At 72.6% G+C, this 20867-nt stretch carries 21 protein-coding genes; 18 read left to right on the top strand and 3 right to left on the bottom strand.

All coding sequences use genetic code 11. From position 1 onward, the window contains the following. Window positions 1-12 precede the first annotated feature (12 nt). The 15 genes from ACYVHQ_RS07380 (at window position 13) to glgX (ending at window position 14950) form a co-directional block, all read left to right on the top strand. Complete coding sequence (locus ACYVHQ_RS07380) at window positions 13-1083, top strand: histidinol-phosphate transaminase (RefSeq protein ID WP_460511621.1); 1071 nt, start codon at window positions 13-15, stop codon at window positions 1081-1083. 30 nt (window positions 1084-1113) lie between these two features. Beyond that, window positions 1114-2268, top strand: a complete 1155-nt coding sequence (locus tag ACYVHQ_RS07375) for a thiamine pyrophosphate-dependent dehydrogenase E1 component subunit alpha (protein ID WP_460511620.1) — start codon at window positions 1114-1116, stop codon at window positions 2266-2268. Between the two features lie 62 nt (window positions 2269-2330). After that, window positions 2331-3296 (top strand): alpha-ketoacid dehydrogenase subunit beta, encoded by a 966-nt coding sequence (locus tag ACYVHQ_RS07370; RefSeq protein ID WP_460511881.1) that lies wholly within the window; start codon window positions 2331-2333, stop codon window positions 3294-3296. Between the two features lie 29 nt (window positions 3297-3325). Next, the gene (locus ACYVHQ_RS07365; protein ID WP_460511618.1) at window positions 3326-4822 is read left to right on the top strand and encodes a dihydrolipoamide acetyltransferase family protein; all 1497 of its coding nucleotides are present in this window, start codon (window positions 3326-3328) and stop codon (window positions 4820-4822) included. Window positions 4823-4880: 58 nt separating this feature from the next. Continuing rightward, window positions 4881-5915, top strand: coding sequence for a metal ABC transporter solute-binding protein, Zn/Mn family (locus tag ACYVHQ_RS07360; protein WP_460511616.1), 1035 nt, complete (start codon window positions 4881-4883; stop codon window positions 5913-5915). Between the two features lie 104 nt (window positions 5916-6019). Beyond that, window positions 6020-6802 carry a metal ABC transporter ATP-binding protein gene (locus ACYVHQ_RS07355; RefSeq protein ID WP_460511879.1) on the top strand — a complete coding sequence of 261 codons (783 nt, stop codon included), beginning with the start codon at window positions 6020-6022 and terminating at the stop codon, window positions 6800-6802. Further along, on the top strand, window positions 6802-7704 hold the full coding sequence (locus ACYVHQ_RS07350; protein ID WP_460511615.1) for a metal ABC transporter permease: 903 nt from the start codon (window positions 6802-6804) through the stop codon (window positions 7702-7704). The genes ACYVHQ_RS07355 and ACYVHQ_RS07350 overlap by 1 nt, the downstream gene beginning before the upstream one ends. A 13-nt stretch (window positions 7705-7717) precedes the next feature. Beyond that, window positions 7718-8134, top strand: a complete 417-nt coding sequence (locus tag ACYVHQ_RS07345; protein ID WP_460511613.1) for a Fur family transcriptional regulator — start codon at window positions 7718-7720, stop codon at window positions 8132-8134. Window positions 8135-8346: 212 nt separating this feature from the next. Further along, the gene (rpmB, locus tag ACYVHQ_RS07340; RefSeq protein WP_349938072.1) at window positions 8347-8583 is read left to right on the top strand and encodes a 50S ribosomal protein L28; all 237 of its coding nucleotides are present in this window, start codon (window positions 8347-8349) and stop codon (window positions 8581-8583) included. After that, window positions 8583-8750, top strand: a complete 168-nt coding sequence (gene rpmG / locus ACYVHQ_RS07335) for a 50S ribosomal protein L33 (RefSeq protein WP_121370945.1) — start codon at window positions 8583-8585, stop codon at window positions 8748-8750. The genes rpmB and rpmG overlap by 1 nt, the downstream gene beginning before the upstream one ends. A gap of 2 nt (window positions 8751-8752) precedes the next feature. Continuing rightward, window positions 8753-9058 carry a 30S ribosomal protein S14 gene (gene rpsN / locus ACYVHQ_RS07330; RefSeq protein WP_460511610.1) on the top strand — a complete coding sequence of 102 codons (306 nt, stop codon included), beginning with the start codon at window positions 8753-8755 and terminating at the stop codon, window positions 9056-9058. A gap of 104 nt (window positions 9059-9162) precedes the next feature. Further along, window positions 9163-9450 carry an HU family DNA-binding protein gene (locus tag ACYVHQ_RS07325; RefSeq protein WP_460511608.1) on the top strand — a complete coding sequence of 96 codons (288 nt, stop codon included), beginning with the start codon at window positions 9163-9165 and terminating at the stop codon, window positions 9448-9450. 116 nt (window positions 9451-9566) lie between these two features. After that, entirely contained in the window at window positions 9567-11561 is a 1995-nt protein-coding gene (locus tag ACYVHQ_RS07320; protein ID WP_460511606.1) for a cytochrome c oxidase assembly protein, read from the top strand. Window positions 11562-11657: 96 nt separating this feature from the next. Continuing rightward, complete coding sequence (locus ACYVHQ_RS07315; protein WP_460511604.1) at window positions 11658-12836, top strand: AAA family ATPase; 1179 nt, start codon at window positions 11658-11660, stop codon at window positions 12834-12836. Window positions 12837-12904: 68 nt separating this feature from the next. Continuing rightward, on the top strand, window positions 12905-14950 hold the full coding sequence (gene glgX, locus ACYVHQ_RS07310; RefSeq protein WP_460511602.1) for a glycogen debranching protein GlgX: 2046 nt from the start codon (window positions 12905-12907) through the stop codon (window positions 14948-14950). A 127-nt stretch (window positions 14951-15077) separates the two neighbouring features. On the opposite strand, the gene ACYVHQ_RS07305 is transcribed toward glgX, so the two are convergent. Both ACYVHQ_RS07305 and bla read right to left on the bottom strand, forming a co-directional pair. Beyond that, window positions 15078-16148 carry an LLM class flavin-dependent oxidoreductase gene (locus ACYVHQ_RS07305; RefSeq protein ID WP_460511600.1) on the bottom strand — a complete coding sequence of 357 codons (1071 nt, stop codon included), beginning with the start codon at window positions 16146-16148 and terminating at the stop codon, window positions 15078-15080. 320 nt (window positions 16149-16468) lie between these two features. Next, entirely contained in the window at window positions 16469-17428 is a 960-nt protein-coding gene (bla, locus tag ACYVHQ_RS07300) for a class A beta-lactamase (protein ID WP_460511599.1), read from the bottom strand. A gap of 323 nt (window positions 17429-17751) precedes the next feature. Between bla and ACYVHQ_RS07295 the strand changes: the two genes are divergently transcribed. The 3 genes from ACYVHQ_RS07295 to ACYVHQ_RS07285 are packed head-to-tail and all read left to right on the top strand — an operon-like array spanning window position 17752 to window position 19762. After that, on the top strand, window positions 17752-18111 hold the full coding sequence (locus tag ACYVHQ_RS07295) for a GntR family transcriptional regulator (protein WP_460511597.1): 360 nt from the start codon (window positions 17752-17754) through the stop codon (window positions 18109-18111). Continuing rightward, window positions 18108-19052 (top strand): ATP-binding cassette domain-containing protein, encoded by a 945-nt coding sequence (locus ACYVHQ_RS07290; RefSeq protein WP_460511595.1) that lies wholly within the window; start codon window positions 18108-18110, stop codon window positions 19050-19052. Before ACYVHQ_RS07295 ends, ACYVHQ_RS07290 begins: the two co-directional genes overlap by 4 nt. After that, window positions 19049-19762, top strand: coding sequence for a hypothetical protein (locus ACYVHQ_RS07285; RefSeq protein WP_460511593.1), 714 nt, complete (start codon window positions 19049-19051; stop codon window positions 19760-19762). Before ACYVHQ_RS07290 ends, ACYVHQ_RS07285 begins: the two co-directional genes overlap by 4 nt. 26 nt (window positions 19763-19788) lie before the next feature. On the opposite strand, the gene ACYVHQ_RS07280 is transcribed toward ACYVHQ_RS07285, so the two are convergent. Further along, window positions 19789-20793, bottom strand: coding sequence for a hypothetical protein (locus ACYVHQ_RS07280; RefSeq protein WP_460511591.1), 1005 nt, complete (start codon window positions 20791-20793; stop codon window positions 19789-19791). Between the last annotated feature and the right edge of the window lie 74 nt (window positions 20794-20867).

Below are 20867 nucleotides of genomic sequence, written 5' to 3'. Positions count from 1 at the left end.
TAGGCTGGAGGGGTGACCACCCCCGTGCGCCTGCGTCCCGAGATCGCCGCCCTCCCGCCGTACCGCCAGGGGGCCCAGGCGGCTCCTGACGCCTTCAAGCTCTCGAGCAACGAGAACCCCTTCGACCCGCTGCCGGCCGTGGTCGACGCCCTGCGCGACGCGGTGCAGGTGAACCGCTACCCCGACGCCACGGCCGCCGGGCTCCGGGCCGTGCTCGCCGAGCGCCACGGCGTGACCACCGACGAGGTGCACGTCGCCGCGGGATCGGTCTCGCTGCTGTCGCAGTTCCTCCTCGCCGCGGTGGCCCCCGGCGACGAGGTCGTCTACGCGTGGCGCTCCTTCGAGGCGTACCCGGGCCTGGTCACGGTCGCCGGCGGCACGAGCGTGCAGGTGCCGTTGCGCGAGGACGGCTCGCACGACCTCGTCGCGATGGCCGCCGCGGTCACCGACCGCACGCGCGTCGCGATCGTCTGCTCGCCGAACAACCCGACGGGCACGACCGTGTCGACCGCCGACTTCGAGGCCTTCATGGCCGCCGTGCCCGACGACCTGCTCGTGCTCCTCGACGAGGCGTACGCCGAGTTCGTCACCGACGAGCACGCCGTGCGGGGCGAGTCGCTGACCGAGCGCCACCCCAACCTCGTCGTGCTCCGCACCTTCTCGAAGGCCTACGGCCTGGCTGCCCTGCGGGTCGGCTTCGCGATCGGCGCCGCCCCGCTGCTCGACGCCGCGCGCTCGACGGCGATCGCCCTGTCGGTGACCGACCAGGCGCAGCGCGCGGCGCTCGCCTCGCTCGAGCACGAGCCCGAGCTGCTCGCCCGGGTCGACCGCGTCGTGGCCCTCCGCGACCAGGTCCGGCTCGCGCTCCTCGACCAGGGCTGGGCGGTGCCGGAGGCGCAGGGCAACTTCGTCTGGCTGCCCACCGGCGAGGGCACGGCCGCCGCGGCACGCCTGCTGGCCGAGCGCGGCCTGGTCGTCCGGCCGTTCGCGCCCGAGGGCCTCCGGATCACGATCGGCGAGCCCGCGTCGGTCGACGCGCTCCTGCGGGCCTGCCGCGAGATCGCCCCCGGCGCATCCCGGTAGGGGCATGCACCGGCGACTAGATTGACTGCCATGTCTTCTCCCGAGCAGGTGGGCGCACCGGTGCCCGTGCAACTGGTCACGCCGTCGGGCGAGGTCGCGCAGAACGAGGCGACCGACGAGCTCCTCCCCTACGTCGACGCGCTCCGCGACGAGCAGCTCGAAGCCCTCCACCGCGACATGGTCCTCACCCGGCGCTTCGACGCCGAGGGGGCCGCCCTCGCCCGCCAGGGGCAGCTCGCCCTCTGGGTGCCGAGCCACGGCCAGGAGGGCGCCCAGGTGGGCGTCGCCCACGCCCTGCGCCCGCAGGACCACGTCTTCCCGTCGTACCGCGAGCACGCGGTCGTCATGGCGCGCGGCGTCGACCCCGTCGACGTGCTGCGCCTGCTCCGCGGCCACACGCACGGCGGCTGGGTGCCGGCCGAGCACCAGAACGTGCACGTCTACACGCTCGTGATCGGCTCGCAGACGCTGCACGCGACGGGCCTCGCCATGGGCCTCACCCTCGACGGCAAGACGGGCACGGGCGACGTCGAGCGCGACGAGGCGGTCGTGTCGTTCTTCGGCGACGGCGCCACGAGCCAGGGCGACGTGAGCGAGGCGCTCGTCTTCGCCGCGAGCTTCCAGGCCCCCGAGCTGTTCTTCCTGCAGAACAACCACTGGGCGATCAGCGTGCCCGTGTCGCGCCAGTCGCGCACGCCGCTCGTCGACCGGGCCGGCGGCTTCGGCGTGCCGGGCACGCAGATCGACGGCAACGACGTGCTCGCCAGCTACGCGGTGAGCCGACGCGACCTCGACGCCGCCCGCACGGGAGGCGGCCCCCGCTTCATCGAGGCCCTCACGTACCGCATCGGGGCGCACACCTCGTCGGACGACCCGACGAAGTACCGCACGGACGACGAGCTGCAGGGCTGGATCGCCCGCGACCCGATCACGCGCTTCGAGGCGTACCTGCGGGCCCGCGGGGCGAGCGACGCGTTCTTCACCGGCCTCGCGACCGAGGCCGCCGACCTGGGCAGCGACGTCCGCCGGCGCACCCTGGCGCTCCGCGACCCGGAGGTCGGCCTCGTGTTCGACCACGTCTACTCCGAGCCGCACCCGCTCATGACCGAGCAGAAGCAGTGGCTCGCCAGCTACGAGGCCGGGTTCGGCGACCCGACCGACGCACCCGAGGGAGGCCGTCGATGACCGGCACCGTCCAGCCCGACGCCACGACCGGGGCCGCCACCGACGCGCCCGCGACCACGCCGATGCCGCTCGGCAAGGCCATCGGCGCCGGGCTGCGCGAGGCCATGCGCCGCGACCCGCGCGTGCTGCTCATGGGCGAGGACATCGGCACGCTCGGCGGCGTCTTCCGCGTCACGGAGGGCCTGCAGGCCGAGTTCGGCGAACAGCGCGTCATCGACACGCCCCTCGCCGAGTCGGGCATCGTCGGCACCGCGATCGGCCTCGCCATGGGCGGGTTCCGCCCCGTCGTCGAGATCCAGTTCGACGGCTTCATCTACCCGGGCTTCGACCAGATCACCTCGCAGCTCGCGAAGCTCACCAACCGGCACGAGGGTGCGCTGAGCATGCCCGTCGTCATCCGCGTGCCCTACGGCGGGCACATCGGCGCCGTGGAGCACCACCAGGAGAGCCCCGAGGCCTACTTCGCCCACACCGCGGGCCTGAGGGTCGTGAGCCCGTCCACGCCGCACGACGCGTACTGGATGATCCAAGAGGCGATCGCCTCCGACGACCCGGTCATGTTCTTCGAGCCCAAGAGCCGCTACTGGCCCAAGGGCGAGGTCGACCTGACGCAGCCGGGGGTGCCGCTGCACGCCAGCCGCGTCGTCCGCACCGGGACCGAGGTGACCCTCCTGGGCCACGGCGCCATGGTGAGCGTGCTGCTGCAGGCCGCCGAGATCGCCGCCGCCGAGGGCGTCTCGGTCGAGGTCGTCGACCTGCGCTCGCTCTCGCCCGTCGACTACGGGCCGATCCTCGAGTCGGTCCGCAAGACGGGCCGCCTCGTCGTCGCCCAAGAAGCGCCCGGCTTCGTGAGCGTCGGCTCCGAGATCGCGGCCACCGTGGCCGAGAAGGCCTTCTACACGCTCCAGGCGCCCGTGCTCCGGGTCAGCGGCTTCGACACGCCCTTCCCGCCCGCCAAGCTCGAGACGCTGTACCTGCCCGACGCCGACCGCGTGCTCGAGGCCGTCGACCGCGCCCTCGCCTACTGATCCCCGGCGCACACGAGAGAGAGTCCGACATGACCAGCGAGTTCGCGCTGCCCGACGTGGGCGAGGGCCTGACCGAGGCCGAGATCGTCGAGTGGAAGGTCGCCGTCGGCGACACCGTCGAGATCAACCAGGTGCTCGTCGAGATCGAGACCGCCAAGTCGCTCGTCGAGCTGCCGTCGCCCTACGCGGGCGTCGTCGACCAGCTGCTCGTGGAGCCCGGCAGCACCGTCGACGTCGGCACGCCGATCATCACCATCGGCGAGGGCGACGCGCCCGCGACCCCCTCGACGCGCGCCGCCGAGGCGGACGCCCTCGAGGGCGGCGGCCTCGCCCGCACCGCCCAGGTGATCTCGCAGGCCGAGACCGCGCTCTCGGAGCAGCGCGCCCGCGCCGGCTCCTCCGTGCCCGAGGTGGCGCAGGAGGCCCCGGTCGCCTCCGCCGACGCGGTCGCGGCCGCGGGGGCGGCGGGCAGCGTGGCGTCCTCGACGGCCGCACCCGCGGCTCCTGAGGGCTCCGGCTCGGTCCTCGTCGGCTACGGCTCGGCCGGGGGCGCGAGCTCGACCCGTCGTCGCCGTCGCAGCCAGGACGAGGTCGATGCCCGCCAGCTGCGCGTCGCCGAGCAGGCCCGCCGCCGCCCGACGACGAGCGTGCCCGCCGCGCAGGCGCTGCCGATCATCGCGAAGCCGCCGATCCGCAAGCTCGCGAAGGACCTCGAGGTCGACCTCGCGACCGTGCAGCCCACCGGACTGGCCGGCGAGGTGACGCGCGACGACGTGATCCGCCACGCGCAGCAGGTCAGCGTCTTCCGCAACATCGAGACGCCCGAGTGGAGCGACGAGCGCGTCGAGCGGATCCCGGTGAAGGGCGTCCGCAAGCAGATCGCCAAGGCCATGACGCGGAGCGCCTTCGAGGCACCGCACGTCAGCCTCTTCGTCGACGTCGACGCGACGCGCTCCATGGAGTTCGTCAAGCGGCTCAAGGCGTCGCCGCAGTTCGCGGGCGTCAAGGTCTCGCCGCTGCTCATCATGGCGAAGGCCATCATCTGGGCGGTCCGCCGCAACCCGATGGTCAACTCGGAGTGGACCGACAAGGAGATCCTCGTCCGCCACTTCGTCAACCTCGGCATCGCCGCGGCGACGCCCCGGGGGCTCATCGTGCCCAACGTCAAGGAGGCGCAGGCGATGAGCCTGCTCGAGCTGGCCGAGGCCCTCGAGCAGCTCACGATCACGGCGCGCGACGGGCGCACGACGCCCGCCGACCAGTCCGGCGGCACCATCACGATCACCAACATCGGCGTCTTCGGCATGGACACCGGCACGCCGATCCTCAACCCGGGCGAGGTGGCCATCGTCGCCCTCGGCACGATCAAGCAGAAGCCCTGGGTCGTCGACGGCGAGGTGCGGCCCCGCATGGTGACCACGATCGGGGCGAGCTTCGACCACCGCGTGGTCGACGGCGACGTCGCGAGCCGCTTCGTCGCCGACGTGGCGAGCGTGCTCGAGGAGCCGGCCCTCCTGCTCGACTGAGCCCCGGCCTCCTGCTGCTCGTTTCGACAATCATTATCAACAGGAGTAGCGTGGCGGCATGACCTCGCGCCGCCCCCTCGCCCTGCTCGCCCTCCCCGCGGCCGCCGTGCTCACCCTCGCAGGATGCGCGGGCGGCTCCGGCACGGACGGCGGCTCCGCGGGCGCCGAGGGCGACGGCACGATCAGCGTCGTCGCCTCGACCAACGTCTACGGCGACATCGCCTCCACCGTGGGCGGCGACGCCGTGAGCGTCACGAGCATCATCAGCGACCCCTCGCAGGACCCGCACTCGTTCGAGGCCGACGCCCGCACGCAGCTCGAGGTCTCGCGCGCCGACCTCGTCGTCATGAACGGCGGCGGGTACGACGCCTTCGTCGACACCATGCTCGACGCCAGCGGCACCGACGCGACCGTCCTCGACGCCGTGGAGGTCTCCGGGCTCGCCCCCGAGGACGACCACGCCGACGACGAGCACGACCACGCCGAGGGCGAGGAGCACGCCGACGAGCACGACCACGCCGAGGGCGAGGAGCACGCCGACGAGCACGGCCACCACCACGAGCACGGCGAGTTCAACGAGCACGTCTTCTACAGCCTCCCGTCGATGGCCGCCCTCGCGACGAGCATCGCCGACGCGCTGGGCGAGGCCGACCCCGACCAGGCCAGCACCTTCACGGCGAACGCCGAGGCGTTCGGCGAGCAGATCGCCGACCTCGAGGCGCAGGCCGCCGAGGTCGAGGCGCAGCACGGCGGCGACTCGGTCGCGTACACCGAGCCGGTGCCCGGCTACCTCTTCGACGCGATGGGCCTCGTCAACGTGACCCCCGAGGCCTTCTCGGAGGCCATCGAGGAGGGCGACGACGTCGCGCCCGCCGCGCTCAACGACACGCTCAAGCTCTTCACCGACGGCCAGGTCGACCTGCTCGCCTACAACGAGCAGACCTCGAGCCCCGAGACCGAGCGCGTCGAGGAGGCCGCGACCGATGCCGGCGTGGCGATCGTGCCCGTCACCGAGCTCCTCCCCGAGGGCGAGGACTACGTCTCGTGGCAGCAGGCCAACATCGACGCGATCACGGCGGCGCTCGCCGAGTGACGACCACGCCTCCCCGCCGCGACGACCTCGCCGCCGGTGCCCGTCAGGGTGCCGGCGGCGCCGCCGTGCGCCCCGCACCCGTCCTGAGCCTCCGGGGGGCCGGCATGTCGTTCGGCGACCGCACCCTCTGGTCCGGGCTCGACCTCGACGTCGCGCCCGGCGAGTTCGTCGCGGTGCTCGGACCGAACGGCGCGGGCAAGACCACGCTGCTGCGCGCCGTCCTCGGCCAGCAGGCCCTCACCTCCGGCAGCGTCGAGTTCCTCGGCCGGCCCGTCGGCCGCGGCCACCGCCGCATCGGCTACGTGCCGCAGCAGCGCCTCATGGAGGCCGGCACGCCGCTCCGCGCCCGCGACATGATCGCGCTCGGGGTCACCGGGCACCGCTGGGGGCTGCGCCGCGAGACCGCCGGCGAGCGTCGCGCGATCGACGCCATCGTGGAGGAGGTCGGCGCCACCTCGTTCGCCGACGCCCCCGTGGCCAGCCTCTCCGGCGGCGAGCAGCAGCGTGCCCGCATCGGCCAGGCCCTCGCGGCCGGCCCGGCCCTGCTGCTCTGCGACGAGCCGCTCATCTCCCTCGACCTCCGCCACCAGCGCGGCGTCACCGAGCTGCTCGACGAGCAGCGCCGTCGCCACGACGCGGCGGTCGTCTTCGTGACGCACGACGTCAACCCGATCCTCGACGTCGTCGACCGGATCCTCTACCTCGCGGGCGGCTCGTTCACCGTCGGCACGCCCGACGAGGTCCTGCGGGCCGACGTGCTCAGCGACCTCTACGGCACGCCCGTCGACGTGATCCGCACGATGGGCCGCGTGGTCATCGTCGGCGGGCACGACGACGACGACCACCACGTCGAGCACGGCGACGACGACGAAGGGGCGGTGCACTGATGGACCTCGCGGCGCTGTGGGCCCAGCTCTTCTCGTTCCAGGACTTCGGCGAGCTCGTCGCGCTGGTCCGCAACTCGATCCTGGCGGGTGCCGTCCTGGGTATCGTCGGCGGCCTCATCGGCCCCTTCGTCATCACCCGCAACCTGCCGTTCGCGGTGCACGGGGTCAGCGAGCTCTCCTTCGCGGGGGCCGCGGCGGCCCTCCTGCTGGGCGTCAACGTGGTGACGGGCTCGCTCGTCGGCAGCGTGCTCGCCGCCCTGCTCATCGGGCTGCTGGGCGCACGGGCCAGGGAGCGCAACTCGATCATCGCGGTGCTCATGCCCGCGGGGCTCGGCCTGGGGATCCTCTTCCTCGCCCTCTACCGGGGCCGGTCGGCCAACAAGTTCGGCCTGCTCACCGGGCAGATCGTCTCGGTCGACGACCCGCAGCTGGGCGCCCTGCTCGTCATCTCGGCGATCGTCGTCATCGCCCTCGTGGTCATGTGGCGCCCGCTCACCTTCGCCAGCGTCGACCCCGACGTCGCCGCGGCAGCGGGCGTCCCCGTGCGGACGCTCGGCCTCGTGTTCATGCTCGTGCTCGGCCTCGCGGTCGCCGTGTCGATCCAGATCGTCGGGGCGCTGCTCGTGCTCTCGCTGCTCGTGACGCCCGCCGCGGCCGCCCTGCGCCTCACGGTGCACCCCGTGCTCGTGCCGGTGCTCAGCACCGTGTTCGCGGTGACGTCGGTCGTCGGCGGGATCCTCCTCGCCCTCGGCGGCGGGCTGCCGATCAGCCCCTACGTGACGACGATCTCGTTCCTCACCTGGCTGGCCTGCCGCCTCGTCTCGTGGCGCCGTGATCGCTCAGGGCGCACCCGGCGGGACGCGGTCGCGCAGGAGGCCCGGGTAGCCTCGACGACGACGTGACGGAGGACGCGAGATGGTCGTGAGACGGAACACCTGGCAGCGCGAGGCCGTGCGCGAGGCGCTGAGCACGAGCGAGGGCTTCGTCAGCGCGCAGGCCCTGCACACCGCCCTGCGCGACAGCGGGTCCCCGATCGGACTGGCGACCGTCTACCGTGCCCTCGCCGACCTCGCCACCGAGGGCTCGGCCGACTCCCTGCAGCAGGAGGGCGAGAGCCTCTACCGCGCCTGCACCCCCGGCACGCACCACCACCACCTCATCTGCCGCAACTGCGGCACGACCGTCGAGATCGAGGCCGACGCCGTCGAGACGTGGGCGCAGCAGGTGGCGGCCGAGCACGGCTTCACCCAGCCGCACCACGTCGTCGACGTGTTCGGCTTCTGCCCGGCGTGCACGCGCGAGCTGGCGGCGGGCGCGACCCCCGCCTCCTGACGCGACCCGGGCCTCCTGCGGGTGCCGCGACGCGGTCTTGCCCCGGTGCTGGCCGTCCAGTAGGCTGTCCCCTTGGTTGGGCGCACTCTGCGCCCATGTGCACCGCCACCCCAGCTGTACGGGCCCGACCTCGTCGGGCCGGGGAGGACCGGCGCGCCGACAAGTGACCTTGGGTAGGGGCGTCAGCTCCTACGGTACCTACGGAGGAAACCATGGCAGCAACCTGCCAGGTGACCGGAGCCGTCCCCGGCTTCGGGCACAACATCTCGCACTCGCACCGGCGCACCAAGCGCCGCTTCGACCCGAACATCCAGAAGAAGACCTACTACGTGCCCTCGCTGCGTCGTAACGTCACCCTGCAGCTCAGCACCAAGGGCATCAAGGTGATCGACGCACGGGGCATCGAGTCCGTGGTCAAGGACCTCCTGGCCCGTGGGGAGAAGATCTAGTGGCAAAGCAGCAGGACGTCCGTCCGATCATCAAGCTCCGTTCGACGGCGGGCACCGGTTTCACGTACGTGACCAAGAAGAACCGTCGCAACAACCCCGATCGCCTCGTGCTGAAGAAGTACGACCCGGTGATCCGCAAGCACGTCGAATTCCGCGAGGAGCGCTGAGCATGGCCAAGAAGAGCAAGATCGCCAAGAACGACCAGCGCAAGGTCGTCGTCGCGCGCTACGCCGAGCAGCGCCTGCAGCTCAAGAAGGCCCTCGTCGACCCGAACGGGACCGACGAGAGCCGCGAGGCCGCGCGCCTCGGCCTGCAGAAGCTCCCCCGTGACGCGTCGCCGGTCCGCCTGCGCAACCGCGACGCCATCGACGGCCGCCCCCGCGGTCACATCGGCGAGTTCGGCATCAGCCGCGTGCGCTTCCGTGACATGGCCCACCGCGGCGAGTTGCCCGGTGTGACCAAGTCGTCCTGGTAGGTTCGCACCGTTTCCACGGGGCCCTCGGCCTGGTGGTCTGAACCGCACGGCCTCGGCGCTTCGCCCCGGTCGTCCAACAGCAGAAGTCCGAGGAGGACAACAACATGGCTGACAAGTCACTGAACCGCACCGAGCTCGTCGCCGCCGTCGCCGAAGAGTCTGGCCAGAGCCAGGCCGCGGTCAGCGGTGTCGTCGACGCCTTCTTCTCCGTCGTGTCGAAGACCGTCGCCGAGGGCACGAAGGTCACCATCCCCGGGTGGATCGCCTTCGAGAAGTCGCACCGCGCCGCCCGCACGGGCCGCAACCCCCAGACGGGCGAGGCACTCGAGATCGCGGCCAGCGACAGCGTCAAGGTCAGCGCCGGCAGCAAGCTCAAGGCTGCCGTCAAGTAGTCCTCAGCACCACCTCGAGAGGGGGAGCAGCGACCACGGTCGCTGCTCCCCCTCTCGGCGTCCGGGCGCCGCCGCTCCCCACCGGCTCCCACCTCCCCCGACCTAGGCTGGAGACCGTGCCCAGACTCGTCCGCGTCGCCGGGCCCGCACTGCTCGTGCTGGCCGCCGTCGTCTCCGTCGTCGCCGCCCTCTTCCTGGGCGGTGCCGCGCAGGCGACCCTGCTCGTCGACCCCGGCCCGGTCGTGCGCTTCGGCCTGCCGCTGGCGAAGTCGCTGCTGAACATCTCCGCCGCCGTCACGATCGGCACGCTGTTCCTCACCTGCTTCGCGCTGCAGCGCGAGGAGCCCGCGCACGACCGCGCGATGGACGTCGCTGCCGGTGCCGCCGGCCTGTGGACGGTGCTCGCCGTCACCACGACGTTCCTCACCTTCCTCAGCGTCGCGAACGTGCCCGTCACCTTCGACGACCAGTTCGGCCGCACGCTCGCGTTCTTCCTCACCGACACCGAGCTGGGCCGCGCCTGGCTGGTCATGACGATCATCGCGGCCGTCGTCACCGTGCTCTCGTTCGCGCTGCGCGACCGGTACGCGCTCATCGGCCTCACCCTCCTGGCCGGCGGCGGGCTCATCCCCCTGGCCGAGCAGGGCCACGCCGCCGGTGCCAGCGGGCACGACGCCGCGGTCACGTCGCTCGCCCTGCACCTCGAGGCGGCCTCGGTGTGGCTCGGCGGGCTCGTCGCCCTGGTGCTCCTGCGCGGGGCGCTCGAGGCGAAGGGGCGCGTCGGCGTCGTCCTCGCCCGCTACTCGACCCTCGCGCTCCTCTGCTTCGTCGTCGTGGCCGTCTCCGGCGTCTTCAACGCGGGACTCCGCCTCGGCAGCTGGGACGCCCTCACCACCGGCTACGGCCTGCTCGTACTGCTCAAGACCCTCTCGCTCGTCGCCCTCGGCGTCTTCGGCGTCGTGCAGCGGCGCTGGCTCGTCGGCCGCATGACCTCGCACCCCGAGCGCACGTCTCGGCCGTTCTGGTGGTTCGTCACGGCCGAGCTGGCGTTCATGGGCATCGCGTCAGGAGTCGCCGCCGCCCTGGCGAGGACGGCCACGCCCGTCGAGGAGGTCGTGGCCACGGACCTCGCCGACCCGACGCCCGCCGAGATCCTCACCGGCGACCCGCTGCCCTCCGCGCTCACGCCGCTGAGCTGGCTCACCGAGTGGAACGTCGACCTGCTCTGGGCGCTGGTCTGCGCGTTCCTGCTGTTCTTCTACCTGGCCGGCGTCGTGCGCCTGCACCGTCGTGGCGACTCCTGGCAGGTGGGCCGCACGATCTCGTGGACGGCCGGCGTGCTGCTGCTGGCCTACCTGACCTGCGGCGCCCCGAACGTCTACCAGGAGTACCTCTTCAGCGTGCACATGCTGGCGCACATGGGGCTCGGCATGGCGGTCCCCGTGCTGCTCGTGCCCGGCGCCCCGGTCACCCTGGCGCTGCGCGCGATCCACCGCCGCACCGACGGCACGCGCGGACCCCGCGAGTGGGTGCTCGTGCTCGTGCACAACCCGATCGCGACCGTGCTCACCAACCCGATCGTCGCCGCCGTGATGTTCGCCGGCTCGCTCTGGGTGTTCTACTACACGAGCCTCTTCAGCTGGGCCACGACCACCCACCTCGGGCACTACTGGATGATCGTGCACTTCCTCATCACGGGGTACCTCTTCGTGCTGTCGATGATCGGCATCGACCCGGTCAAGAAGCGCCTCCCGTACCCGATGCGCCTGCTGACGCTCTTCGCCACGATGGGCTTCCACGCCTTCTTCGGCCTCAGCATCATGACCCGCTCGGGGCTGTTCCTCGCCGACTGGTACGGCGCCATGGGCCGCACCTGGGGCGACGCCCCGCTGCAGGACCAGTACGTCGGCGGCGGCATCGCCTGGAGCGTGGGCGAGATCCCGACCCTCGCGCTGGCCCTGACGGTCGCGATCCTGTGGTTCCGCAGCGACACCCGCGAGGCCACGCGCAAGGACCGCCAGGCCGACCGCGACGGCGACGCCGAGCTGGCGGCGTACAACGAGCAGCTCGAGGCCCTCGCCCGCGGCGACCGCGGGGAGCGCGTGCGCTGAGCCGCGTGCGCGGGCCTGAGATATGGCGATCATTGACAAGCTTGACCGTCTTTTACACCGATTGTTAAAGTTGTCAAAAGCTGTCAAGGAGGCCCCGTGGAGCGAGCACGCAATCCGTACACGCCGAATGCAGGCGCCCCTCCTCGATACCTGGCCGGTCGTGCTCAAGAAGTGGACGACTTCCGCGTCCTGCTCCACCGGTTGAGCAACGGTTACACCGAGCAGTCCGTCGTTGTCACGGGCCTCCGCGGAGTGGGCAAGACGGTACTCCTCGGCGAGTACGAACGCATCGCCCGCGAAGAGCAGTGGGTCCCGATCACCGCTGAGGTGTCGAAGTCCACCCCCTTCCAGCCCCAGATCGCGAACCTCGCTCGCAGGGCACTCTTGCAGGTCTCCCCGCGATCCCGGTGGGGAGCTCGCGCCGCCCGCGCTGCTGGGGTCGTGAAGTCCTTCACGATCTCCGTCAAGGCCGACGGAGCAGTGACCGCCGGGCTCGACGTCGAGCCCGAGTTCGGGCTCGGCGACAGCGGCTCCCTCGCAGACGATCTGGCAGACGTCTTCGAGGCCCTCGGCGAAGCAGCTGCCGAGAAGGAACGCGGAGTGGTGTTCCTCTTCGACGAGATCCAGTTCCTCGAGAAGCACGAATTGGAGGCACTCATCGGCGCCGTGCACCGCACCGTGCAGAGACAGCTCCCCGTGACGTTCGCGGGCGCGGGCCTGCCGCAGTTGCCGGGGTTGGCGGGGAACGCCAAGTCGTACGCCGAGCGTCTGTTCAAGTTCCCTGCGATCGGGGAGCTGCCCCGGAGCGCCGCCGTACAAGCCCTCGTCGAACCGGCACGAGGAGAAGACGTCGAGTACTCGGTCGACGCCCTCGACTTCATCATCGGCTACACGGAGGGATACCCGTACTTCCTGCAGGAGTTCGGACGGGCAGCGTGGAACGCAGCGACGCGTCCGACCATCACGCTCGAGGCCGCACGCGACGCTCTGGAGGTAGTCGAAGCCGAGCTCGACAGCAGCTTCTTCCGTGCGAGGGTCCAGCGCGCCACGCCAGAGGAGTTGAGGTACATGCGAGCCATGGCCGAACTCGGCAGTGCGGAGCAGAAAGCGTCCGAGGTCGCTGAGGTCCTGGGCAGGACATCGGAGCAACTGGGCCCGATCCGCGCCCGGTTGATCAACAAGGGGTTGCTGTACACGCCCCGCTACGGTTACGCGCAGTTCACGGTCCCCCAGTTCGACCGCTTCATGCACCGCCACATGCCCTTGGAGACCTGAACGCGGCCGTCGCGAGGGCGTTCTCCCAGCTTTGGCCCGAGCCTCCTGCGCTCCTGTTCGATGAGCACATGGATCCTCGTTCCCTCCCCTACCCCCTCGGCGTGACCCTCCTCGAGGGCGGCGGCGTGCACGTCGCCGTCTCGTCGGAGACCGCCGACTCCGTCGACTTCTGCCTGTTCGACGACGACGGTGCCGAGCACCGCACCCGCCTCACCGACCGCACCGGCCACGTCTTCCACGGGGTCGTCGAGGGCGTCCGCGCCGGGGACCGCTACGGGTTCCGCGTCGCCGGCCCCTGGGACCCCGCCGCGGGCCTCCGCCACAACGAGCACAAGCTGCTGCTCGACCCCTACGCGCGCGCCGTCGACGGCCGCTTCGACTGGGGTCAGGCCGTCTTCGGGCACGACATGGACGAGCCCGAGCAGCGCGACGACACCGACTCGGCCGCCGCGGTGCCCCGCAGCGTCGTCGTCGACCCGGCCTTCGACTGGGGCGACGACGCCCGCCCCGGCACGCGCCTCGAGGACACCGTCGTGTACGAGGTCCACGTCAAGGGCTTCACGCAGCAGCACCCCGACGTGCCCGAGGAGATCCGTGGCAGCTACGCCGGCCTGGGCCACCCCGCCGCCGTGAAGCACCTCACCGACCTCGGCGTGACCGCGGTCGAGCTGCTCCCCACGCACCAGTTCGTGCAGGACAGCCACCTCGAGGAGAAGGGCCTGCGCAACTACTGGGGCTACAACTCGATCGGCTTCTTCGCGCCGCACGACGAGTACGCCTCGGCAGGAGCCGGCACCCGCGGCGGCCAGGTCGCCGAGTTCAAGCAGATGGTCAAGGACCTCCACGCGGCCGGCCTCGAGGTGTGGATGGACGTCGTCTACAACCACACCGCCGAGGGCAACCACATGGGCCCGACGATCTCGTTCAAGGGCCTCGACAACCCGGCGTACTACCGCCTCGTCGAGGGCGAGGAGAGCGCCTACTTCGACACCACGGGCACCGGCAACAGCCTCAACGTCAGCCACCCGACCGCGCTGGCGCTCATCATGGACAGCCTGCGCTACTGGGTGACCGAGATGCACGTCGACGGGTTCCGCTTCGACCTCGCCACGACGCTCACGCGCCAGGGCGGCGAGGCCAGCGAGCACAGCGCGTTCCTCACGCTGATCCACCAGGACCCGGTGCTGCGCAGCGTCAAGATGATCGCCGAGCCGTGGGACACCGCCGGCTACCAGGTGGGCGGGTTCCCCGCCGACTGGTCGGAGTGGAACGGCAAGTTCCGCGACGACGTGCGCGACTACTGGGGCGGCGCCGACGGCGTGCTCTCGACCTTCAGCGAGCGCGTGCTCGGCAGCCCCGACGTGTACGAGGCCAGCCGTCGCTCGCCCCTGTCGAGCGTCAACTTCGTCACCGCCCACGACGGGTTCACGCTGCACGACCTCACCGCCTACGCCGAGAAGCACAACGAGGCCAACGGCGAGGACAACGCCGACGGCGAGAGCGACAACAAGTCGTTCAACGGCGGCGTCGAGGGCGAGACCGACGACGCGGCCGTCACCGACTTCCGCGACCGCCAGCGCCGCAACCTCCTCGGCACGCTGCTGCTCAGCGCGGGCGTGCCCATGCTGCTCGGCGGCGACGAGCTCGGCCGCACCCAGGGCGGCAACAACAACGCCTACTGCCAGGACGACGAGATCTCGTGGTTCGACTGGTCGGCCGTCGACCGCGACCTGCTCGCGTTCACGACCGAGCTCGTGCGCCTGCGCCGCGAGAACGCCGCCCTGCGGCCCGACTGGTTCCGCTACGCGCCCGACGTCGAGAGCGACGACCACGTCGAGGTGCTGCGCGCCGACGGCGCCGGCTTCGAGCCGGAGGACTGGGCGGAGCCGACGAACAAGGCGATCACGTTCGTGCTGACCCACACGGGCAGCGACGCTTTCGCCCTGCTCGTCAACGGCAGCGAGGGCGTCGTCGAGTTCACCGTGCCCGGGGCGCCGGAGGCCGAGTGGGAGCTCGCGATCTCGAGCGACCCCGACCAGCAGGTCGCCGGCGAGGTCACGACCCTCCTGGTGCGCGACTGGAGCTTCACGCTGCTGCGCAGCCGCGCGAGCTGACGTCGGGCCCTGCGCGCAGCAGGGCCGACACGACGAGGGCCGGAGGCCCGGGGACGACCCGGGCCTCCGGCCCTCGTGCGTGGCGTGCGCCCGGCGGGCGCGGCACGTGCGCCCGGCGGGCGCGGCGTCAGGCGGTGACGGTCGCCGCGGCCGGCTCGGGCTCCTCGGCCATGAGCTCGCGCACGAGGGGCGCCACCTTCGTGCCGTAGAGCTCGATGCTCTTCATCATGTGGGCGTGCGGCAGCAGGCCCATGCTGTAGCGCATGTCGAACCGGGTCGCGCCGAGCAGCCGCAGGTTGCGGACGATCTTGCGCGCGACCGTCTCGGGCGAGCCGACGTAGAGGGCCCCCTCGGGGCCGGCGCTGTGCTCGTACTGCGCGCGCGTGTACGCCGGCCAGCCGCGCTCGCGTCCGAGCTGGTTCGTCTGCGCCTCCTGGTACGGGAAGAGGATCTCGAGGGCCTCCTCGTCCGTGTCGGCGACGAAGCCGGGCGAGTGCATCGCGATGGGCTGGTCGGGCTTCTCGAACTGCGCGAGCGCCCGCCGGTAGAGGTCGGCGTAGGGGGCGAACTGGGCGGGCTGGCCGCCGATGATCGCGAGGAACAGCGGCAGGCCGTAGTGCGCGGCCCGGATCACCGACTGCGGCGAACCACCGACCCCGACCCAGGTCTTGAGGGTGCCGCTCTCGGGGCGCGGGTAGACCCACTGGTCCTGCAGGGAGCCGCGCTTCGTTCCCTGCCAGGTGACGGGCTCGTCCTTGAGCAGCTCGGCGAAGAGCTGGATCTTCTCCTCGAAGAGCGCCTCGTAGTCCTGCAGGTCGAGGCCGAACAGGGGGAACGACTCGGTGAACGAGCCTCGGCCCAGGATCACCTCGGCGCGCCCGTGCGACACCGCGTCGACGGTGGCGAAGCGCTGGTACACGCGGACGGGGTCGTCGCTGCTCAGCACCGTCACGGCCGAGCCGAGGCGGATCCGCTCGGTGCGGGCCGCGATCGCCGCGAGGACGACCTCGGGGGCGCTGACGGCGAAGTCGACGCGGTGGTGCTCGCCCACGCCGATGAAGTCGAGGCCGACCTGGTCGGCGAGGACCGCCTGGTCCACCAGGTCGCGGATCGCCTGCGCGTGGCTGACGAGGGTGCCGTCGGCGGTCTCGGTGACGTCGCCGAACGTGTCGAGTCCGAGCTCGAGGGGATGCGTCATGGGGTCCTCCATATTCATGCGTCTGCATGAAGTGTACGCGCAGGAGGTGCGGACCACCAGGGCGCGGACGTCCCGTCCGCCGCGGCCCCCGCCCGCCGGCGCGCCCGGCCGCGCGCCCGGCCGCCCGCGTGCGGAACCAGTCGTCTGCGCGCGAACCAGTCACCTGGCTGGTTCCGCGTCAGATTCCTGGCGCAGGGGCGGGCGCCGGGGTGCCGGACGAACGGGGGCGCAGTCGGGCGCGACCGCAGGGCGCCGACCGGCGACGGCGGCGCGGCCGCGGCGGCGGCGGCGGCGCGGCGCGGCGGCACAGCATCCGCGGGTCAGCGCAGGGCGCCGAGCACCACCTCGGCCGTGCGGGCGACGAGGGCGTCGTCGTACGGGGCCGCGGGGTCGTCGCGCGTCGTGAGGACGACGAGCACGATCGGTGCGCGACCCGGGGGCGTGACCACGGCGACGTCGTTGCGGATCGGGCCCGCGCCTCCTGACTTGTCGGCCACGACCCAGCCCTCGGGGGCGCCCGCGCGCACGAGGGCGTCGCCGGTCGCGTTGCCGGAGGCCCAGTCGAGCAGCGTCGCACGGTCGTCGGGGTCGAGCGCGTCGTCGACCGCCACGGCACGGAGCAGCGAGGCGAAGGCGGCGGGGGTGGTCGTGTCGCGCGGGTCGCCGGCCGTGACGTCGTTGAGCGTCGGCTCGGTGCGGTCGACGCTCGTGACGTCGTCGCCCAGCTCGACGAGGGCGTCGCCCAGCCCCTCCGGCCCGCCGAGGCGCTCGAGCACGAGGTTCATGGCGGTGTTGTCGCTCTGCCGCACCGCGGCCTCGGCGACCTCGCCGAGCGGGAGCCCGTCGGCGACGTGCTCGCCCGTCACCGGCGAGTACCCCGCGGCCTCGACGTCGGCGGTCGTCCAGCGCACGGTCTCGGCGAGCTCGGCGTCGGTGGTCCGGTCGAGCAGCACGGCCGCGGCGGGGAGCTTGAGGGTCGACGCGAACCCGAAGCGCTCGTCGGCCCGGTGCGCGACGACGCGGCCGTCGCCCGTGTCGATCGCCTGCACGCCGACGCGGGCGGCGTGCTCGGCCTCGAGGGCGTCCAGCTCGGCCTCGACCCCGTCGACGAGGGCAGGAGTCGCGCGGACGTCGGGCGCGGACGTCGCGCCGGTCGTCGTCGTCGCCGCCGCGGGCACCGCGAGGTCGGTCACGGTGCAGCCGCCCAGCGCGAGGGGCAGGGCGAGCGCGAGGAGGGCTGCGGCGACGACCGGGGTGGTCTTCGGGGTGGGACGGGGCACGGCGACTCCTCCTGGGTGGGATGGCACCAGTCCACCAGAACGGGACGGCCGGTGGCGTCGCCCCGAGGACGGACCGGCGTCGGCCGAGCGGGGGAGGCGGGCCGACCGCGGGGACGGGGCGGCGCACCGGGGCGGCGGGCGACGGGCGGCGGGCGGCGGGACCGTGCGGGCGGCGGGCGGCGGCGGCGCGACCGTGCGGGCGGGGACGGGGCGTGGGCGGGACCTGCGCACCGGGCGACCCCGCGCCTCCTGCCCCTTGACACGGCTCGCCCCGGTCCCTAGGTTCATTACTCAAGTAATGAACCAACAGGGAGGAGGTCGTCGTGTTCGACGAGAGCACCCCGATCTTCCAGCAGCTGGCGGACCGCATCGCCGACGACGTGCTCGCGGGCACCTACGCCGAGGAGCAGCAGGTCGCGTCCACGAACGAGTTCGCCGCGTTCTACCGCATCAACCCCGCCACGGCCGGCAAGGCGGTCAACCTGCTCGTCGACCGCGGGGTGCTCTACAAGCGCCGGGGCATCGGCATGTTCGTCGCCCCCGGCGCCCGCGACCTGCTCGTCGAGCAGCGTCGCGCCCGCTTCGCCGAGCAGTACGTGCGTCCGCTCGTGCGCGAGGCCGCCGCGCTGGGCATCGACGCCGCAGCGCTCACGCACATGATCGAGCAGGAGGACCAGTCATGAGCACCGCCATCGAGGTCTCCGGGGTGCACCGCACCTACGGGTCGACCACCGCCCTCGCGGGCGTCACCACGAGCGTCCGGGAGGGCTCGATCTGCGGCCTCCTCGGTCGCAACGGCGCCGGCAAGACGACGCTGCTCTCGCTCGTCGCCGGCCAGGAGCGCCCGAGCTCGGGCAGCGTCCGCACCCTCGGGCACGACCCGGTCGAGAGCGTCGAGGTGCTCTCGCGCACCTCGTTCGTGCGCGACAGCCAGCGCTGGCCCGACGACTTCCGCATCGGCCACGTGCTCTCGGTGGCCCCCGCGTTCCACGCCGGCTGGGACGCCGCCCTCGCCCGCGACCTCGTCGCCGACCTGCGGGTGCCCGTGAGGACGCCCATCAAGAAGATGTCCCGCGGCCAGGCGTCGAGCGTCGCCATCGTGCTCGGGCTGGCCTCGCGGGCACCGCTCACGATCTTCGACGAGCCCTACCTGGGCCTCGACGCGACCGCCCGGCAGATCTTCTACGACCGCCTGCTCGCCGACTACGCCGAGCACCCGCGCACCGTGCTGCTGTCGACGCACCTCGTCGACGAGTCGGAGTCGCTGCTCGAGCACGTCGTCGTGCTCGACGAGGGGCGCGTCGTCCTCGACGCCGACGTCGAGACCGCGCGGGCGTCGGCCTGGTCGGTCGCAGGAGCCGCGGGCGCGGTCGAGCGCTTCGTCGGCGCCCGGCGGGTGCTCGCCCGGCACGCCCTCGGCGGTCTCGCGAGCGTCACCGTCGAGGGCCGCCTCGACGACGCGCTCCGCCGCGAGGCGCGCGAGGCCGGGGTCGAGCTCGGCTCGGTGTCGCTGCAGCAGGTCGTCGCGGCGCTCGGCGCCGGCGCGGCCGACGCCCCCGCGGCCCCCGTCGGCACCCCCGGCGCCCCCACCGCGTCCGCCCCCACCGAAGGAGCCCTGTCGTGAACCGCACCGCCGCCGTCGTCCGCCTGCAGCTCGTGCGCCGGACCACCTGGTTCCTCGTGCCGCTCGTGATCATGCTCGTGGCAGCCGTCGCCACGGTCATCATCCAGCTCGCCATCCAGCGGGCCACGGGCCTCACGCCGAGCTCGCCCGAGTACGCCGAGGGCGCCCGGAACAACCCCGCCCTCGCCTGGTCGGTGTCGGGGTACCTCGTGGCCACGGGCGTCGCGAGCGTGTCGTCGATGTTCCCGTTGGCCTCCTCGCTCGGCACGACGCGTCGCGGCTTCGCGGCGGGCACGCTCGCCACGCACCTGATCGTGTCGGCCTACCTCGCCGCCGTGTCGGCCCTCCTGCTCGGCCTCGAGCTGCTCACCGGCCACTGGTTCGTCGGCATCTACGTGTTCGACACCGCCGTGCTGGGCTCGGGGAACGTCGGCGTGCTGCTGCTCGTGGTGCTCCTCGGCTCGCTCGCGGCGTTCACGATCGGCTCGGCCTTCGGGGCCGTGTGGCTGCGCTTCGGCCCGCGGGGGCCGCTCGGCGTCGCGGTCGTCGCGGTGCTCCTGCTGGCGGGCCTCCTGCTGCTCCTCGCGCCGTCGCTCGGCGACATCGCAGGGGCCTTCCGCACCTGGTGGCTGATCGTCGCCGGCGTCGCGCTCGTGCTCGTCGCCTCAGGAGGCACGACCCTGTCGCTGCGCCGGGCGAGCGTCCGGTAGGCGGCCGGGGCGCGCCTCCTGCGCCGCTACTGCGCCTCGATGGTCAGGGCGTCGTCGGTGCCGATGGTGATGAGGTACGACACCGTGTACGGGACGTCGTCGTCGACGGTGTACAGGGTGCCGTCGAAGAGCCGCTGCGCGGGCACCTCGAGGTGCGCCGTGCCGGGGACGGCCGGCACCTGCCACTGGCCCGGCGTGGGTGCGGGCACGATCTCGACGACGGGGTGGGCGGGCATCGTCCACACCGGCTCGTCGAGCAGGCGGTCGTCGACCTGACGGCCGAAGGGGCAGCCCGCGGGCAGCAGGACGCGCTGCGGCAGGCACTCCTCGTCGAGGAACCGGTCGAGGTCGTCCTGGACGGTCTCGACGAAGGACTCCTTCGCCTCCGTCGCCACCGACGCCGCGACCGTCCCGCCGGCGGAGGGCACGACCACGCGCTCGCTCTCGGCGGTGAGCCAGGTGCTCTCGTGGTCGATCTCGAAGGTGGCCGGGGCCAGCACGACGTACCGGGTGGCGACGTCGGCCTGGGCCGCGGTGACCGTGCGGCCGTCGACGCGGAACCGCGGGTCGTGCTGCGGCGTGACGTCGAGCGAGGCCACCGGGGCCTGCGCGAACCGCCAGGCGCGGAACAGCCCGAAGCGGTTCGCCGTCTGCTGCACCACGAACTGCGACTGCGCGGGCTCGCCGTCCACCGTGTAGCCGAGCGTGACGGCGTGCGTGCCGTCGTCGAGGGGGACGTCGTCGATCGCGCGGACGTCGTCGAGGCCCCCGCGCGACGGCACGGTGAGCAGGGCGTCGCCGTCGGCGTCGCTCGGCTCGACGCCCGCGTAGGCGAGCGCGCTCTGCACGTCGCCGCGGTCGACCGCGGCGACGTAGCTGCGGGCGAAGCCGGAGGCGCTGTAGAGCGTCGCGTTGAGGGTCACGACGGTCACGACGAAGGCCACGACGACGAGCAGGGCCGCCGCACCCCAGAACAGCACGACGCGGAGCAGGGCCGGACCCCGCCTCCCCTCCCCCACGGACGACGACATGCCCACAGTGTAGGGAGCGCCCCTCCCGCTCGGCCGAGTGCGGCCGGCTCCCCGGTACGATCGGAGACCTGCGG

The organism is Frigoribacterium salinisoli (assembly GCF_054781095.1).
This window is presented reverse-complemented; position numbering and strand designations above follow the sequence as displayed.